Source organism: Amycolatopsis saalfeldensis, assembly GCF_900110575.1.
GTDB classification, from domain to species: Bacteria; Actinomycetota; Actinomycetes; order Mycobacteriales; family Pseudonocardiaceae; genus Amycolatopsis; species Amycolatopsis saalfeldensis.
Genome location: NZ_FOEF01000002.1, coordinates 203,507 through 218,666 on the forward strand (window position 1 = coordinate 203,507; position 15,160 = coordinate 218,666).

The window sequence follows — 15,160 nt, forward strand, 5'->3', positions numbered from 1 at the left end:
GATCACTCGGCCGATCGTGAGTTCTTTCGCTGGTTGGCCATGAAGCGGGCTTTCTTCTGACGATTCCCGCAAGTGCCCATGTCACACCATTTGCGGGTGCGGCTCTGGCTGGTGTCGAAAAAGGCGGCTCGGCAGCTGGGAGAGGCGCACAAGGCCAGCTTCCCGTCCCGTTCGCCGGCGAGGATGCCGATCGCGTCGGCGGCGATCACACCGAGCGCGTCTTCCACACAGGAAGCCGAGCCGAGCTGCCATCGCCGCTTGCCCTCGGGCGTCAGCACGGCCGCGGCCCGGCCCTGCGCGCTGCGGTCATTGATGACTCGGACGGCCGCCGCGGGGAGGGGGCCCTGGATCGCCGCCGCGGTCGCGGCGGCGTGAATCGATTCCCTCAGCTCCCGGGCGAGTTCGAGCTGGGCATCGGTGCAGGAGTCGACGGCGAGGCCGCTCACCGCCAGCCAGTCGACGAGCCGGCGCGGGGTGGGAATGCGCTCCACCGCCTCGCCATGACGCTCCGACAGAGTGCCGGTGAAGCTGGTCGCCAGCACGGTGCCGAGCCGAAATTCGGGGAACTCCACGCGCATGGAACCAGCTTAGCAGGTTGCACCCAGGCATCGAGGCCTGCTAGAACCATCTAAGACGGTTCCCTGCTGACCGGGAGGTTCTCATGTCCCATCCGACCAGTGACGTGCAGGCATTCGAAGCCCACGCACCCGACGCAGACCTCGACGATCTGCGGGCGAGGCTCGCCGCCGCGCGGCTGCCGGAGGCCGAGACGGTCTTCGGCGCCCCGCCCGGCCCTCGGCGATGGGACCAGGGCGTGCCGCTCGCCGACCTCGTCGACGTCGTGCACTACTGGCGCACCGGGTACGACTGGCGGTCGTTCGAGGCGCGCCTCGACGAAATCGGCCAGTTCCGCACCACCATCGACGGCCTCGGAATCCACTTCCTGCACCGCCGGTCCGCGCGCGCGGATGCCACTCCGCTGATCCTGACGCACGGCTGGCCGGGCAGTATCGCCGAATTCGTCGACGTGGTGGACGAACTTGCCGATCCTGAAGACGGGCCGGCGTTCCACGTCGTGGTCCCGTCGCTGCCGGGCTTCGGCTACAGCGGCAAGCCCGCCACCACCGGGTGGGGGACCGAAAAGATCGCGGCCGCCTGGGTGGAACTGATGGGCCGGCTCGGCTATGGCGAGTTCCTCGCCCACGGCGGCGACTGGGGCGGCACTATCACCACGGTGCTCGCCGGCCGCTTCCCGGAGCACGTGCTCGGCATCCACACCACGTTCGCGGAGGGACTGCCCGGATCGAGCATGGACGGGCTGACGGCGCTCGAGCGCGAGTGGACCGAAGGAACCCGCCATTTCTGGCGCCACCGCGCGGCGTACGCGAAGCAGCAGGCGACCCGGCCGCAGACCATCGGCTACTCGCTGGTCGACTCGCCGGCCGGGCTGCTCGCCTGGATCCTCGACAAGTTCGCCGAATGGTCGGACACCGAAGACAGCCCGTTCGAAACGATTTCGATCGATCGTCTTCTCGACGACGTCACCCTGTATTGGCTGACCCGCAGCGGCGCGTCGGCGGCCCGGATCTACTACGAAAGCCACAACTCGCTGGATCCCGGACTCCGGGTCGACGTCCCGGCGGCCGTCACCATGTACCCCCGCGACATCGAAAGGTATCCGCGCCGCTGGGCGCGGGAGCGGTACCGGCAGATCGTCCGCTGGCGGCAGCCCGGGGCCGGGGGGCACTTCCCGTCGCTGGAGGTGCCCGGGTATTTCGTCGAGGACCTGCGAGAGGGCCTGGCGGCCGTGCTGGCCGTCGCTAGGGCGTGAGCGGACGGCGGAAGCCCAGCACCGCGAAGCCGAACGACACGATCACGATCACCGCGCTGATCACCACGGCGGGCGCCAGGGCCGCCGACCCCGGAATGCCCAGCGCGACCGCGCGGGTCGCGTCGACCGCGTAGGTCAGCGGGTTGGCCCGCGCGACGACCTGGAGCCAGGCCGGGAGATCGGCCACGGGCACGTAGGCGCTCGAGGCGAACATCAGCGGGAAGAGCGCGATGCCGTTGATGGTCTGCATCGGCTCCGCCTTGCGGATCCAGGTCCCGACCGCCAGGAAGACCCAGCCGAGGGCCCAGCTGACCACCAGCGTGAGGCCGATCGAGATCAGGATGCCCGTGACCCCGCCCTTCGGGGTGTAGCCGAGCAAGGCGATGGCCAGCACCAGGATGAGGATGATCTGCACCGCGCTGCGGCACAGATCGGACAGGCTGCGCGCGATCAGCAGGGAAGCCGGCTGGATGGGCAGCGACCGGAGCCGGGACACGACGCCGTTCTTGAGGTCCTCCACCAGCCCGACCCCGCTCTGCAGCGACGACTGCACGGCGTTGTCGATCAGCACGGCCGGCACCAGGTAGTCGACGTAGGAGATGCCCTGCGGGAAGTGCGGCGTCATCAGGAGGTTGGCGAACACCTGGGTGAACAGGAACAGCAGGATGACCGGCTGCATCAGCCCGAACACGACCAGCTGCGGCTCCCGGACGAGCGCGCGCAGGGAACGGTCGGTGAGGACCAGGATCTGGGACGCCACCGAGCTTCCCGGCCACCGCGCCCGGGTCGTGGCTCCGGGGGTGCGGGCGAGGGTCGAGGTCATGCGGGACTCCACGAGGCTCGGGCCGGATGGGGCGCGGACTTGTTGGCGAGCGCCAGGTAGACGTCGTCCAAGGTGGGTTCGCCGAAGGCCAGCTCGGCGGCCTCGATCCCGCCGTCGTCCAGCGCCCGGATCACCGCGGCGAGGTCCTTCGAGGCGCCGACCGGGGTGATGATCGTGGCGCCGTCCGGCCCGATCGAGGGCGTCATCCCGGCCTGCTCCAGCGCGGCACAGGCGGTGGCCGGATCGTGCCCGGGTTCGAGCACCACGGTGACCGACCGGCGGCCCACCTGCTCCTTCAGCTCGGCGGCGGTGCCCGAAGCGACCACGGTGCCGGCCGAGAGCATCACGATCGAGTCGGCGAGCCGGTCGGCCTCGTCGAGGTACTGGGTGGTGAGCAGGACGGTCGTCCCCTCCGCGACGAGGCTTTCGACGATCTCCCACAGGTTGATCCGGCTCGACGGGTCGAGCCCGGAGGTGGGCTCGTCGAGGAAGATCACGTCCGGGCTGCCGACCAGGCACGCGGCCAGGTCGAGCCGCCGGCGCATGCCCCCGGAGTAGGTCTGGCTCAGCCGGGTCGCGGCCGCGGTGAGGCCGAACACCTCCAGCAGGTCGTCGGCCCGGCGTTTGGCGGCCTTGCGGTCGGCGCCGAGCAGGCGGGCGATCAGGACGAGGTTGTCGCGCCCGGTGAGCCGTTCGTCCACCGAGGCGAACTGGCCGGTGAGCCCGATGACCTCACGCATCTTCTTCGGCTCGGCGCCGACGTCGAAGCCGGCGACCCGGACCGTGCCCGAGGTCGGCGGGGTCATCGCGGTGAGGATGTTGACGAGCGTGGTCTTGCCCGCGCCGTTGTGCCCCAGCAACGCGAGCACCGAACCCTGCGGGGCGGAGAGCGTCACCGAATCCAGGGCGCGCACCGAACCGAATTTCTTGCTGACGCCGATCGCTTCGATCATCGGTCGCCGGTCTGAGCGGATCGCGGTCATGGACAGAACTCCCCGCAACTGCGTGGTCGATGTGGGTCAGGTCGGGCCCAGCCGGTCGCGGACCACCTGCAGGACCGCTTCCTGGTGCTGGGTCAGGTAGAAATGGCCGCCCCGGTAGACGTTCAGGTCGAACCCGGCGGAGGTGTGCTCGCGCCACCGCCCGACCTCCTCGAGGGTGGCTTTCGGGTCGCTGTCGCCGGTGAGCGCCGAGATCGGGCACCGCAGCGCCGGGCCCGGCCGGTACCGGTAGGTCTCCGCGGCCGTGTAGTCGGCGCGGATCGACGGCATCGCCATCCGCATGATCTCCTCGTCGCCCAGCGCGCGGGAGTCCGTCCCGCTGAGCGCGCGGATCTCGGCGAGCAGGCCGTCGTCGTCCTTGAGGTGGACCCGTTCGTCCCGGTGCGCCGAGGGCGCGCGCCGGGCCGAGACGAACAGCCGGAGCGGGGCGGGCAGACCGGCCCGCTCCATCCGCAGGGCGATCTCGAAGGCCAGGGTGGCGCCCATGCTGTGCCCGAAGAACGCCACCGGGCCCTCGAGTTCCGGTTGCAGTGCCTCGAAAGCCGCGTCGGCGAGCCGGCCGAGGTCCTCGATGCACGGTTCGCGCCGGCGGTCCTGCCGCCCCGGGTACTGCACCAGGCCCACGTCGATCCCGGGCGCCAGTGGCTTGGCCATCGGCACGTAGAAGCTGGCGGAACCCCCGGCGTGCGGCAGGCAGATCAGCCGCACCGCACCGGGACGAGCCACCGCCGGGTGCCGTATCCAGAGATCACGGTCGAGTTCGGTGTTCGTCACGGCTTCCTTTCCGGTCGGGGGAGCACTTGACCGGCATCATGGGAGACGGCTGAGTCTTGCGGCCAGCCGGCATAACACCGAACTTCTCGGGTTACTTCTAGTGTCGGGCGCCCGAGGTTTAGTGAGAACCGCAGTGGCGACCGGGTCATAGTTGCCCCGGCGAGCGGCGTCGAATCCTTCCGGCCGCGGCCCCACGTCGAAGGACTGAGGAGCTGAAGTCGGATGAGCGGCGACAGGACCGGACCCGGGAGCACAGACCAGCCCTTCACCAGGCTCGTGGCGCCGTTCGAACGCTGGTACTTGGCGTTTCCCGCGTCGATGGCGCCGGTGATGACGTTCTGCGTCGAAGGGTTCGGGCACGTCGACGCCGGGCAGTTGCGCGAAGCGGTGGCTGTGGGCTCGGAAGCCTGCCCCGGCGCCCGGCTTCGCCTGCATGGGCGGAACTGGGTCGACAGCGGTGAGACTCCGCCAGTGCGTGTCGTGGCGGGCCCCGGCCCGGATTCCTCGGCCCTGCACGAAATCCCGGAGCTGCGGTCCGCTTTGCCCGATGCGGCGGGGGCCAACTGCGAGGTGCTGCTCTTCGACGGCCCGTCGCCGACGATCGTGTTCCGGGTGTTGCACATCGTGATGGACGCCCGGGGCATGCTGCTGTGGATCGCCGACGTCTTCCGGGCGCTGCGCGGCGAGGCGACGACGGGCGCACGGTCCACAGTGACCATCCTGGACCTGGAAGATCCGCTCTACCGCAAGGCCGACGTCTCGAAAGAGGAGTACGCCACCCCGTCGCTGCTGGGCCTGCCGGGCAACTCCGACCGCGCCGGGACGATGTGGCGCCGCCGGACGATCGACGGCACGTTTCCGGCGCTGGCCGCGAAAATCGCCACCCGGCTCGCCGCGGGCAGCGGCCGGCCGAAGGCCGCCATCAGCTTCCCGGTCGACCTGCGGCCGTTCCATCCGCAGGTGCAGTCGGACCGGTCGACGTCGAACCTCTCCCTGACCGTCGCGCTGGACATCCCGGCCGGCCAGGACTGGGAAGCCACCTACGAGCAGGTGCTCACGATGCTGTCGGAGCGCTCCGGCGAGGTCCACGCGCCCGGTCCGGAGATCCTCGGCACGCCGTTGTGGGCGTTGAAGCGCGTGATCAAGGGAATCGACCGCCGTGCGCGCCGTCGTGACCGGTTTTCCCTGCTGGTCAACGTCAACAACCTCGGCCGGCTCGACCCGCTCGCGTTCAGCACCGGGGAGTTCGAGGCCACCGGGATGTACCTGCTCGAGAGCCAGGAGCCGGCCAGCCCGCTGAGCCTCGCCGTGACCGAAGTGGACGGCCGTACCGAGCTCACGCTGGCGTGGTGGGCCGGCGCCGAGCAGGAGAAGCGGGCGGACGCCCTGCTCGACGACCTCTGCGAGCTGTTGTCCCCGGCGGAAAACCGCCGCCACAGCGAGATCCGCCCGCCGGCCCCGCCGGAGGACGGCACTGCCGGACGGGGCGTTGTCGAGCAGTTCCGGGCGCAGGTCGAGGCGGCCCCGGACGCGGTCGCGATCAGCGGCCCGGAAGGCGACATCAGCTACGCCGAGCTGGCGCGGCGGGCACGGGTGGTGGCCGCCGCGCTGCGGGACCGCGGGATCGGGCGGGACACCGTCGTCGGCCTGCTGGCGGACCGCACGGTCGCCGCGGTCGCCGGCGCCTGGGGCGTCCTGCTCGCCGGCGCCGCGTACCTCCCGATGGACACGAAGCACCCGGACGGCCGCGTCCGCTCGCTGCTCGAGGACGCCAAGTCCCCGGTCTGCCTGGTCGGCAAACCCCACGACGGCCGCGACAACCTGCCCGGCGGCTGCGCCCGGATCGTCCTGGACGACCTGCCGTTCTCGGCGGAGCCGCCGGAGATCGACGGGACGCCGTCGCCCGGAGACCTCGCCTACGTCGTCTACACCTCGGGGTCCACCGGGAAGCCCAAGGGCGTCGAGATCGAGCATCGGAGCCTGAGCAACTACGCGAGCTGGGCCGTCCGGGAGCACGGAATCGACGCTTCGACGCGCCTGCCGCTGCTGTGCTCGCTGTCGTTCGACGTCGCGGAGATCTCGCTGATCCTGCCGTTCCTCGTCGGCGGCACCCTGCTGCTGATGAAGGACGAGCTCAGCCACGTCGCGATCCAGGAGGTACTGGACAACGGCGCCACGATGCTCTCGCTCACACCGTCCCATTTGGACCTGATCACCAGGCTCGACCTGGAGCCCCGCGACGTCCGGGCGCTGATCGTGATCGGCGAGCAGTTCACTCGCTCGGTCGCGCTGCGGGCGCGGGAGCTGTTCGGCCCGGACTGCCGGATCATCAACCTCTACGGGCCGGCCGAGGCGACCATCGGCGTCAGCCACCATTTCTTCGACGCCGAGCGCGACACCGGCGCGGCCGTGCCGATCGGCGAACCACTCGACGGCGTCACGTTCCACCTGCTCTCACCCGACCGGCAGTTCGTCGCGCCGGGGGAGCCCGGTGAGCTGTACATCGGCGGGGTCCAGCTCGCCAGGGGCTACCGCGGCCGGCCGGACCTGACCCGGCAGCGGTTCGTGCGCCTGGCCGACGGCAGCCGGGTCTACCGCACCGGTGACATCGCGCGGCGGCTGGAGTCCGGGGCCGTCGAGTTCTGCGGGCGGATCGACGACCAGCTCAAGCTCCACGGCCACCGGATCGAGCCGGCGGAAATCGCGCAGACCCTGGAGACCCACGACGCCGTCGCGAGCGCGGTCGTCGTCGCCCGGGCCAAGCCGGGCAGCAAGGACAAGGCGCTGTGCGGCTACTTCCTGACGGTCGCGGACGTCGGGATTCCGGAGCTGGTGGCGTACCTCGAACAGCGGCTGCCGCACTACATGATCCCGGCGGTGCTGCTCGAGGTCGACGAGATCCCGCGCTCGGTCAACGGCAAGGTGTCCGTCGGATCACTGCCGGATCCCTTCGCCGCCGCCGGCACCCCGGCCGCCGCGGGCACCGGGCCGCTGGACGACGTGGAGAGCGAGGTCGCCAAGGTCTGGTCGCAGGTCCTCGGCGTCGAGACCGGCGCGATCGAGAGCGCGAGCGACTTCCACCGGCTGGGCGGCGACTCGGTTTCGCTGATCACCATGGTGGCCATGGTGGCCCGCCAGGTCGTCGGGCCGGCCGGCGAGCGGGCCTTCACCGGGCGGATGCCCGAAATCATCCGCGACGCCACCGTGCGCCAGGTCGCCGAACTGGCCAAACAAGCCAAAGCGGCCTGATCCGGCCACCGGCCCGCGCTCCGGCCGGGCGGCCCTGCCCCGCGTGCACCGGAGACCGGGACATCTCCGGGAAATCTCCGCGAAGTTCTTACGTGACCGGGGTCACCAGTGGTTCACTATGTTAGGAAGGTTTCCTAATAAACGCTGGAGGTCCCCCGGTCATGTCATCCCCCCGCAGGCGCTTCGCGGTGGTCGGCGCTGCCCTAGCGCTCGCCACGCCTCTCGCAGTCCGGTCCGCCGACGCCGCCACCACTATCACGTCGGTCGCGGCCGCCCCGTCGTACACGGCCGCCCAGGTGCTGGCCGGTGTGAAGAAGAACAGCACGAAGGCGAACCAGGTCAACTCCAAGCCCCACATCAACACCATGACGCGGGCCAAGAACGTGAACGCGTACCAGGTGGCGAAGGGCGTCTACGCCTACAGCTCCAGCCTGGCCGTGGACACCGACGGCAGCGACCCGGATCCCGATCCCGACCACCAGGGCTCCACGACTTTCCAGGACAGCAACGGCAAGCAGCTGGGCGCGCACCACGTGCCGTTCTACGTGCTGGGCGACGACTGCTACGAGAACACGAGCCCCTGCCCGCACTTCTTCTACAAGGAACACAACATCAAGGGCCGTCAGTTCGCGCTGATGTTCTACAACGGCAAGGTGATCGGCTCGATCTTCGGCGACACGCAGACCGGCAACGACCAGACCACTTCGGACAACGACTCCCGGGAACTGGGGGAGGCGTCGGTGAAGGCGGCCTCGCTGCTCGGCATCAACAGCAGCGGCACCGACGGCGGCGTCGACAACGGCGTGACCGTGGTGATCTTCTCCGGCTCGGACTGGGTCGTGAACGGCAGCAACAGCAACCTGAACGCCAACGCCCAGGCCTTGGTCTCCAAGGCACTGGACACCCTCGGCTCGAGCATGGGCCTGTGACTGCCGCCCCCCGGTCTTTCGCTCGGCGAACGACCGGGGGGTGCAGGGTCACTGATCGCGTGAGGCGAGCCCGGCCGGCGCGGCGTTCAGCGCGGTGTGGATCGCGTCGGCGAGCGCCAGTGCGTCCTCTTCGGTCAGTTCCAGCGCGACGCGCGCGGACGGGCCGATCGACGGGTTGAGGAAGTCGATGTTCACGGTGTGCGCGTAGCTCGCGTGCGTCGGGTGGTCGACGTACACCGTGGCCTCACTGAGGCCGAACCAGCCCTGGGCGCCCTTGCCGCTGCCCTCGACGGCGATCTTCTCGGTCAGGTAAGTGCACATGCTTCAGTGTCCTTTCCGGACAGTCAGACGGTCAGGCGGCGAGGTGGCGGCCGTAGAACTCGAGGATCTTGCCCCAGCCGTCCTTGGCCGCCTCGGGGCGGTAGCTCGGCCGGTCGACGGCGAAGAACGCGTGGCCGGCGCCGTCGTAGGTGTGGAACTCGTGCTCCTTGCCGAGCCGGTCGAGCTCGGCGGCGAGCACTGCGGTCTCTTCCGGCGCGGGGAACTTGTCCTCGGCGCCGAAGATGCCCAGCAGCGGGGCGGACAGCCGCGGGGCGAGGCCGAGCAGCGGCTTCATCGTGGCCGGCATGCCGGGCGGCGGCTCGTTGACCACAAACGCGCCGTAGCAGTCCACGGCCGCGTCCACCGGCAGCGAGCAGGCGGCCAGGAAGGTCTGACGGCCGCCGGAGCAGTGCCCGATCACGCCGATCCTGCCGTTCGCGTTGTCCAGCGACTTCAGGTGCGCGGCCGCGCCCTCGACGTCGCCGACCAGCCGCTCGTCCGGCACCCCGCCGGCGGCGCGGACGGCCGCGGCGGCGTCGTCCGGGCTCGCGCCCGGCGCCTCCCGCGAGTAGAGGTTCGGGCACAGCGCGGCGAAGCCCTCGGCGGCGAAGCGGCGCACCATCTCCTTGGTCGAGGCGTCGTAGCCGGGCATGTGGTGGATCACCACGACGCCGCCGCGCGGCGCGGGGTCCAGCGGCCGGGCCAGGTACGCCTCGATCTCGTCACCGCCGTGCCCGGTGATCGTGATGCTGCCCGCGGTGAGCGTGTCGTTCATCCGTTCTCCTTGCCTGGTACGGGACTGTCCGGTTCGGTGTGGAAGTAGCGCTTGCCGCGGGAGACCGAGGCGATCCCGGCGACGAGCGCCATCACGGCGGCCGCCGTGAAGACGATGACCAGCCCGTGGTGGAACGGGCCGGAGATCAGGCCGGGGAAGAACTCCTTGCCGGTCAGCGCGGCCGCGTCGGCCGGCGACAGTCCGGAAAGGACACCCGGGCCGAGCAGGTGCGCCATCGGGTTGCTGCCGAGGAACGCCGCGAACAGCGTGCTCACCGGCGGCAGCTGCGCGACGTTCGTGGCGACGCCGGCCGGCACGCCGTGGGCCAGCAGGCCGCCGGTCAGCGTCTGCGGCAGCGAGCCGGCCAGCCCGGCGATCATCAGCGAGAAGAACACGCCGATCGACAGCGCGGTGCCGGAGTTCTGGAAGGTCGCGCGCATGCCCGAGGCGACCCCGCGCTGGTGGTCGGGCACGCTGCTCATGATCGCCGAGGTGTTGGGCGCGGAGAACATGCCCTGCCCGAGCCCGCTGACCACCAGCAGCGTGGCGAACGCCGGGTAGCTGAAGTCCACCGGCAGCGCGAGCAGGCCGAGGAACGACCCGGCCACCAGCACCAGCCCGCCGGTGGAGAACAGCCGCGCGCCGAACCGGTCGGAGAGGTAACCCGACACCGGCCCGGCGATCAGGAACCCGATCGTCAGCGGCAGCAGGTAGATGCCCGCCCACAGCGGGGTCTTCTCGTAGTCGTAACCGTGCAGCGGCAGCCAGATCCCCTGCAGCCAGATGATCAGCATGAACTGCAGCCCGCCGCGCGCGATCGCGGTGAGCAGCGCGGCCAGGTTGCCCGCGCTGAACGCCCGGATCCGGAACAGCGAGAGCTGGAACATCGGCGCCTTCACCCGCGTCTCGATCACGCAGAAGGCGAGCAGCAGCAGGATTCCGGCGCCGATCCCGCCGAGCACCCACGGGCTGCCCCAGCCGGTGGCCGCGCCGCCGTAGGGCTGGATGCCGTAGGTGATCGCGGCGAGCAGCAGCGCGGTGCCCACGGCGAAGGTGAGGTTGCCGCCCCAGTCGATCCGGGCCCGGCGCGGCGCGCCGATCTCGCGCAGGCTGCGGATCGACCACACCGTGCCGAGGATGCCGAACGGCACGCTCACCCAGAACACCGCGCGCCAGTCGATCTCGGCCAGCAGCCCGCCGACGACCAGGCCGAGGAACTGCCCGGCCAGCGCGGTGATCTGGTTGATGCCGAGCGCCATGCCGCGCTGCTCGCGCGGGAACGCGTCGGTGAGGATCGCGGCCGAGTTGGCGGTCAGCATCGACCCGCCCACGGCCTGCACGATGCGCCAGCCGATCAGCCACATCGCGCCGCCGGCCGCGTGGAACGGGTCGAACGACAGCGCCACCGAGGCGACGCTGAAGATCACGAACCCGACGTTGTACATCTTCACCCGGCCGAACATGTCGCCGAGCCGGCCGAGCGTCACCACCAGCACGGCCGACACCAGCAGGTAGCCCAGGATCATCCAGAGCAGGTAGCCGATGTTGCCCGGCGCCAGCGGGTCCAGCCCGATGCCGCGGAAGATGGCGGGCAGCGAGATGATCACGATCGACCCGTCGAGGGCCGACATGAGCACGCCGAGGGTGGTGTTGGACAGCGCGACCCACTTGTAGCGGCTGCCCGGTGTGGTGGCGGTGGTGGTCACAGTTCGTCCGCCAGCCGTTCGAGCAACGGGATCACCTCGATGAGTCGGCGGCGCTCTTCGTCGCTGAACTTCCCGGCCAGCGCGTGGACGAGCCGCCGGGTGTTGGCCGAGCGCCGGTCGGTCAGGATCTTGCGGCCGGAGCCGGTGACGGACATGACCACTCGCCGTCCGTCGGCCGCGTCGGGGCTGCGGGAGACCAGGCCGCGCTCGACCAGCCCGGCCAGCGTCACGCCCATGGCCTGCGGCTTGACCCGTTCGAGCTCGGCCAGGCAGCCGGGCGTGGCCGGGCCGTCGCGGTCGAGCCGGGACAGCACCGAGGTTTCCGACAGCGTCGCCTCGCCGACGACGTACCCCTGTCGCATCCGCCGCACCAGCCGCCCGAGCACCACCCGCAGGTCGGCCCCGGCCTGGAGCAGCTCCTTGCTGATCCGCTCCGTCATAATCGTCAACCTAGACTGATAAACCTGGGTTGATCAACCTTCGCGAAACGCCCTGACCGCACCGAAAAGCGCAGTTCGGTCAGGGGGTCTGGCTGCCGAGGTTCAGCACCAGGGAAGCCGCGGCCAGGGCCAGGAACACGACCCCGCCGACGAGCTGGCGGGAGCCCACCCGCAGGTGCGCGGCGAGCGCGCCGATGAAGTACAGGATCAGCCCGCCGCCAGCGCCGCGCCCAGCAGCGGTACCCAGAACGTGGATAGGCGCATCCGCCTGCGCCAACGGGTAGTCGTGCCGGATCAGGTAAAACGTGGCGGCGGTGCCGGTGAACACCGAGGTAACCAGGGTGCCGGTGAGATAAGCGGCGAACATGGGCTTCCTTTCCGCGGGGCTGTCCGCCCAGGGACGGGACGGCCCCGCGGAATGTGACCGGCCGGCACCTCAGTGGACGTGGACCGGCGCCCACTCCGGGAAGGGGTCGCCGGTGACCGGCTCGTCGGTGAGGCAGCCGCCGAGCGCGGCCAGCAGGGCGCCGCCGTCCAGGCCGACGCCGATGAACACCAGTTCCTGCCGGTGCCCGCCGGCGACCCCCTGCGGCTCGAACCGCGCCACGCTGCCCGCCTGCGACCACAGCCCGAGCGTGCCCGGCCGGGAGGCGAGCGTGAAGAACCCCTTCGACCGCAGCACCGTGCCGAACTCACCCGGGCCGGACTCACCTGTGCCCAACTCACCTGTGCCCAACTCACCTGGGCCGGGCTCACCCGGACCGAGCCGCTTGGTCACGAAGTCCCACAGCCGCCACGGGTCGAACGCCCGCCCGGCCCGGAAAACGACGCTGGAGATGCCGTACTCCTCGGTCTCCGGCACGTGGTCGCCGTTGAGCTCGGCGACCCAGCCCGGCGCCTCCTGCGCGCGCTCGGCGTCGTAGCGCCCGGTGCCGAACACGCGGTCCAGCGGCACCCGGCCGAAGCCGGCGGTGACCACGTCCGCCGCCGGGTTCAGCCGCCGCAGCGCGGCCACCAGCCGGTCCCGCTCGGCGGCCGGGACCAGGTCGGTCTTGTTCAGCAGCAGCACGTCCGCGAACTCGACCTGGTCCATCAGCAGGTCGCTGACCGTGCGCTCGTCGCCCTCGTACTGGTCGAGGTGCCGCTCGACCAGCGAGTCGCCGCCCGCCAGCTCGCGGCCGAAGTTCACCGCGTCGACGACGGTGACCATGGTGTCGAGCCGGGCGTCGCGCAGCACGGGCGCGCCGTCGTCCCCGGCGAAGGCGAACGTGGCCGCCACGGGCATCGGCTCGGAGATCCCGCTCGACTCGATGAGCAGGTGGTCGAACCGGCCCTCGGCGCCCAGCCGGGCCACCTCGTCGAGCAGGTCTTCGCGCAGGGTGCAGCAGATGCACCCGTTGGTCAGCTCGACGAGCCGCTCCTCGGTGCGCGAGACGCTGCCGCGCACCAGGGCGGCGTCGATGTTCACCTCGCTCATGTCGTTGACGATCACCGCCACCCGCTGCCCCTCGCGGTTGGCGAGGATGTGGTTGAGCAGCGTGGTCTTCCCGGCGCCGAGGAATCCGGAAAGGACGGTGACCTTCACCGGCCCAGCCGCTGGAAGTGCTTGATCAGCTTGCGCGGCACCAGTTTCCGCTCACCGTCCACCGTGATCGGGACCAGGTCGGGCACGGCCGCCTTCCACTGCGCGCGACGGGAACGCGTGGTGCTGCGCGACTTCCTGCGCTTCGGGACGGCCATCAGCGGGCACCGCCCGGCGTGCGGCGGCCGTACCGGCGGTGGAACTTCTCGACCTGGCCCGCGGAGTCCATGATCCGCTGGTTCCCGGTCCAGAACGGGTGCGACCACGAGCTGATGTCGACGGTCACGAGCGGGTACCTGCACCCGTCGGCCCACTCGATGGTCTTGTCCGAGGTCGCGGTGGAGCGGGTCAGGAACGCGTCGCCGGTGGAGGTGTCCTTGAAGACCACGGGGTGGTAGTCGGGGTGGATGCCGGGTTTCACTGCGTGTCGTCCTTTCGCTGGGCGGCCGGGACGTGCCGGTCCGCCTCGGTTTCGTTGTCCTCGCACGGGTCTTCGTGCCATTCCCCGAACGGGTCGGGGTAGCCGCGCCAGGCCGCCTCGCCCTCGGCCAGCTCCCCGTCGGTCAGCAGCGCGCCGAGCAGCGCCTGTTCGATCTCCTCGGGCGCCGCCTGGTCGGTGACCACGACGAGCTCCTGCGCGCGGTCGCCGTGCACCGGGTCCCAGCGCAGCGACGCCAGCGTGCGGCGCTCGGGGGAGACCTCGACCCAGTCCGGGCCGCCGGGGGAGGCGAGCCACGGCCCGGCGTGCCCGATGCCGAGGCCGCCGCCTGCCGACTCGATCCAGAACGCCACGTCCGGCTGGCTGGCCACCCAGGCCCGGCCGCGGGTGCGGACGACGCCGTCGAGCAGCAGGTCGATCGCGTCGTGCAGGCGCTCCGGGTGGAACGGCCGCTGCGCGGTGAAGACGAGCAGTTCGATGCCGCAGTCCGGGTGAAGTGGTGGCTGGCCGCGAAGCAGCGCGCCGTGCATGTCGCCGACTTCGCCGCGGCGCGCGTCGGCGGGAACGGCGGCGTACAGCCCGGCGACATCGGTCCGGCTCAGCTCGACGCGCGGCACCGACGGGGCGACGCGGTCGAGCACCGCGGCCGACTTCGCCGCGCTCCAGGCGTCCGTCGCCGCGCCGGCGAGCACCAGCACGTCGGCGAACTCGGCTTGCGCGAGCGCGACCTGCGCCACGGTGCGCTCGTCTTCGGGACTGCCTTGCAGTGCCCGCTCGACCAGCAGCTCGTCACCGGTGGCGTCGTCGAGCCAGGTGGCGCAGTCGACGACGGTGAACACCGCCTCGATCTCGACGTCCTCGCTCACCGGCCGCTCGCCGACCAGCACGTGCTGGATCGCCCAGCTCACCGGCTCGGGCTCCATGGCCTCGTCGAGCCGCACGACGATCCCGTTCACCGCCGGCATCCGGGCGAGCCGGCGCAGCAGCGGCAGCAGGTCCTCGCGCAGGGTGCAGTTGACGCAGCCGTGGGCGAGTTCGAGCGCGGTCAGCTCGTCACGCGGGCCGAGGCGGATCCGCCGCCGGACGACGCCGTCGCCGATCCGGCGCAGATCGTGGTGGACCACGGCGATGCCGGGGCCGGCCCGGCGGAGCAGTTCGGACAGCTCGTCGTTCGGTTCCGGGGCGAGCCCGCTGACGAGCACGAGCGGGACACGCGGGTGTTGGGTCACTGAAGCTCCAGTTGACGGGGCGGGGTACGGTGGCAGCGTAATTGAAAACGAATGTCACTAC

General features: G+C 70.9%; 16 protein-coding genes. 3 read left to right on the forward strand and 13 right to left on the reverse strand.

The window, feature by feature from the left end; all coding sequences use genetic code 11:
* Nucleotides 1-2: 2 nt before the first annotated feature.
* Complete coding sequence (locus BMY97_RS04980; RefSeq protein ID WP_091613194.1) at nucleotides 3-578, reverse strand: CGNR zinc finger domain-containing protein; 576 nt, start codon at nucleotides 576-578, stop codon at nucleotides 3-5.
* A gap of 83 nt (nucleotides 579-661) precedes the next feature.
* Here BMY97_RS04980 and BMY97_RS04985 point away from each other — a divergent pair, with 83 nt between their 5' ends.
* Nucleotides 662-1,831 carry an epoxide hydrolase family protein gene (locus BMY97_RS04985; protein ID WP_091613196.1) on the forward strand — a complete coding sequence of 390 codons (1,170 nt, stop codon included), beginning with the start codon at nucleotides 662-664 and terminating at the stop codon, nucleotides 1,829-1,831.
* On the opposite strand, the gene BMY97_RS04990 is transcribed toward BMY97_RS04985, so the two are convergent.
* The 3 genes from BMY97_RS04990 to BMY97_RS05000 form a co-directional block, all read right to left on the reverse strand.
* Nucleotides 1,821-2,654 (reverse strand): ABC transporter permease, encoded by an 834-nt coding sequence (locus tag BMY97_RS04990; RefSeq protein ID WP_091613198.1) that lies wholly within the window; start codon nucleotides 2,652-2,654, stop codon nucleotides 1,821-1,823. The two genes, BMY97_RS04985 and BMY97_RS04990, sit on opposite strands and share 11 nt — an antisense overlap.
* On the reverse strand, nucleotides 2,651-3,607 hold the full coding sequence (locus tag BMY97_RS04995; RefSeq protein WP_218156698.1) for an ATP-binding cassette domain-containing protein: 957 nt from the start codon (nucleotides 3,605-3,607) through the stop codon (nucleotides 2,651-2,653). Before BMY97_RS04995 ends, BMY97_RS04990 begins: the two co-directional genes overlap by 4 nt.
* A 66-nt stretch (nucleotides 3,608-3,673) precedes the next feature.
* A complete protein-coding gene (locus BMY97_RS05000) occupies nucleotides 3,674-4,429 on the reverse strand; it encodes a thioesterase II family protein (protein WP_091613203.1) in 756 nt (251 codons plus the stop codon).
* A gap of 222 nt (nucleotides 4,430-4,651) precedes the next feature.
* Between BMY97_RS05000 and BMY97_RS05005 the strand changes: the two genes are divergently transcribed.
* Both BMY97_RS05005 and BMY97_RS05010 read left to right on the forward strand, forming a co-directional pair.
* The gene (locus BMY97_RS05005) at nucleotides 4,652-7,678 is read left to right on the forward strand and encodes a non-ribosomal peptide synthetase (RefSeq protein WP_091613206.1); all 3,027 of its coding nucleotides are present in this window, start codon (nucleotides 4,652-4,654) and stop codon (nucleotides 7,676-7,678) included.
* A gap of 161 nt (nucleotides 7,679-7,839) precedes the next feature.
* On the forward strand, nucleotides 7,840-8,607 hold the full coding sequence (locus BMY97_RS05010; protein WP_245787163.1) for a glycoside hydrolase family 75 protein: 768 nt from the start codon (nucleotides 7,840-7,842) through the stop codon (nucleotides 8,605-8,607).
* 48 nt (nucleotides 8,608-8,655) lie between these two features.
* On the opposite strand, the gene BMY97_RS05015 is transcribed toward BMY97_RS05010, so the two are convergent.
* From BMY97_RS05015 to mrf, 9 genes are all read right to left on the reverse strand, one after another.
* Complete coding sequence (locus BMY97_RS05015; protein WP_091613209.1) at nucleotides 8,656-8,928, reverse strand: DUF6295 family protein; 273 nt, start codon at nucleotides 8,926-8,928, stop codon at nucleotides 8,656-8,658.
* A 31-nt stretch (nucleotides 8,929-8,959) separates the two neighbouring features.
* The gene (locus tag BMY97_RS05020; protein WP_091613211.1) at nucleotides 8,960-9,703 is read right to left on the reverse strand and encodes a dienelactone hydrolase family protein; all 744 of its coding nucleotides are present in this window, start codon (nucleotides 9,701-9,703) and stop codon (nucleotides 8,960-8,962) included.
* A complete protein-coding gene (locus tag BMY97_RS05025; RefSeq protein WP_281246878.1) occupies nucleotides 9,700-11,409 on the reverse strand; it encodes an MFS transporter in 1,710 nt (569 codons plus the stop codon). The genes BMY97_RS05020 and BMY97_RS05025 overlap by 4 nt, the downstream gene beginning before the upstream one ends.
* A complete protein-coding gene (locus tag BMY97_RS05030) occupies nucleotides 11,406-11,849 on the reverse strand; it encodes a MarR family winged helix-turn-helix transcriptional regulator (protein ID WP_091613214.1) in 444 nt (147 codons plus the stop codon). Before BMY97_RS05030 ends, BMY97_RS05025 begins: the two co-directional genes overlap by 4 nt.
* A 79-nt stretch (nucleotides 11,850-11,928) precedes the next feature.
* Entirely contained in the window at nucleotides 11,929-12,216 is a 288-nt protein-coding gene (locus tag BMY97_RS05035) for a hypothetical protein (RefSeq protein WP_091613217.1), read from the reverse strand.
* Nucleotides 12,217-12,285: 69 nt separating this feature from the next.
* Nucleotides 12,286-13,434: a GTP-binding protein gene (locus BMY97_RS05040; RefSeq protein WP_091613219.1), complete on the reverse strand. Its 1,149-nt coding sequence runs from the start codon at nucleotides 13,432-13,434 to the stop codon at nucleotides 12,286-12,288.
* Nucleotides 13,431-13,589, reverse strand: a complete 159-nt coding sequence (rpmF, locus tag BMY97_RS05045; protein WP_091613222.1) for a 50S ribosomal protein L32 — start codon at nucleotides 13,587-13,589, stop codon at nucleotides 13,431-13,433. The genes BMY97_RS05040 and rpmF overlap by 4 nt, the downstream gene beginning before the upstream one ends.
* Nucleotides 13,589-13,852 carry a type B 50S ribosomal protein L31 gene (locus BMY97_RS05050; protein WP_091613225.1) on the reverse strand — a complete coding sequence of 88 codons (264 nt, stop codon included), beginning with the start codon at nucleotides 13,850-13,852 and terminating at the stop codon, nucleotides 13,589-13,591. Before BMY97_RS05050 ends, rpmF begins: the two co-directional genes overlap by 1 nt.
* Nucleotides 13,849-15,099, reverse strand: coding sequence for a ribosome hibernation factor-recruiting GTPase MRF (gene mrf / locus BMY97_RS05055; protein ID WP_091613228.1), 1,251 nt, complete (start codon nucleotides 15,097-15,099; stop codon nucleotides 13,849-13,851). Before mrf ends, BMY97_RS05050 begins: the two co-directional genes overlap by 4 nt.
* Between the last annotated feature and the right edge of the window lie 61 nt (nucleotides 15,100-15,160).

Coding starts and splice junctions, on each gene's coding strand:
- BMY97_RS04980 (WP_091613194.1), bottom strand. CDS start 578: ATGCGCGTGGAGTTCCCCGAATTTCGGCTCGGCACCGTGCTGGCGACC.
- BMY97_RS04985 (WP_091613196.1), top strand. CDS start 662: ATGTCCCATCCGACCAGTGACGTGCAGGCATTCGAAGCCCACGCACCC.
- BMY97_RS04990 (WP_091613198.1), bottom strand. CDS start 2,654: ATGACCTCGACCCTCGCCCGCACCCCCGGAGCCACGACCCGGGCGCGG.
- BMY97_RS04995 (WP_218156698.1), bottom strand. CDS start 3,607: ATGATCGAAGCGATCGGCGTCAGCAAGAAATTCGGTTCGGTGCGCGCC.
- BMY97_RS05005 (WP_091613206.1), top strand. CDS start 4,652: ATGAGCGGCGACAGGACCGGACCCGGGAGCACAGACCAGCCCTTCACC.
- BMY97_RS05010 (WP_245787163.1), top strand. CDS start 7,840: ATGTCATCCCCCCGCAGGCGCTTCGCGGTGGTCGGCGCTGCCCTAGCG.
- BMY97_RS05015 (WP_091613209.1), bottom strand. CDS start 8,928: ATGTGCACTTACCTGACCGAGAAGATCGCCGTCGAGGGCAGCGGCAAG.
- BMY97_RS05020 (WP_091613211.1), bottom strand. CDS start 9,703: ATGAACGACACGCTCACCGCGGGCAGCATCACGATCACCGGGCACGGC.
- BMY97_RS05030 (WP_091613214.1), bottom strand. CDS start 11,849: ATGACGGAGCGGATCAGCAAGGAGCTGCTCCAGGCCGGGGCCGACCTG.
- BMY97_RS05035 (WP_091613217.1), bottom strand. CDS start 12,216: ATGTTCGCCGCTTATCTCACCGGCACCCTGGTTACCTCGGTGTTCACC.
- rpmF (WP_091613222.1), bottom strand. CDS start 13,589: ATGGCCGTCCCGAAGCGCAGGAAGTCGCGCAGCACCACGCGTTCCCGT.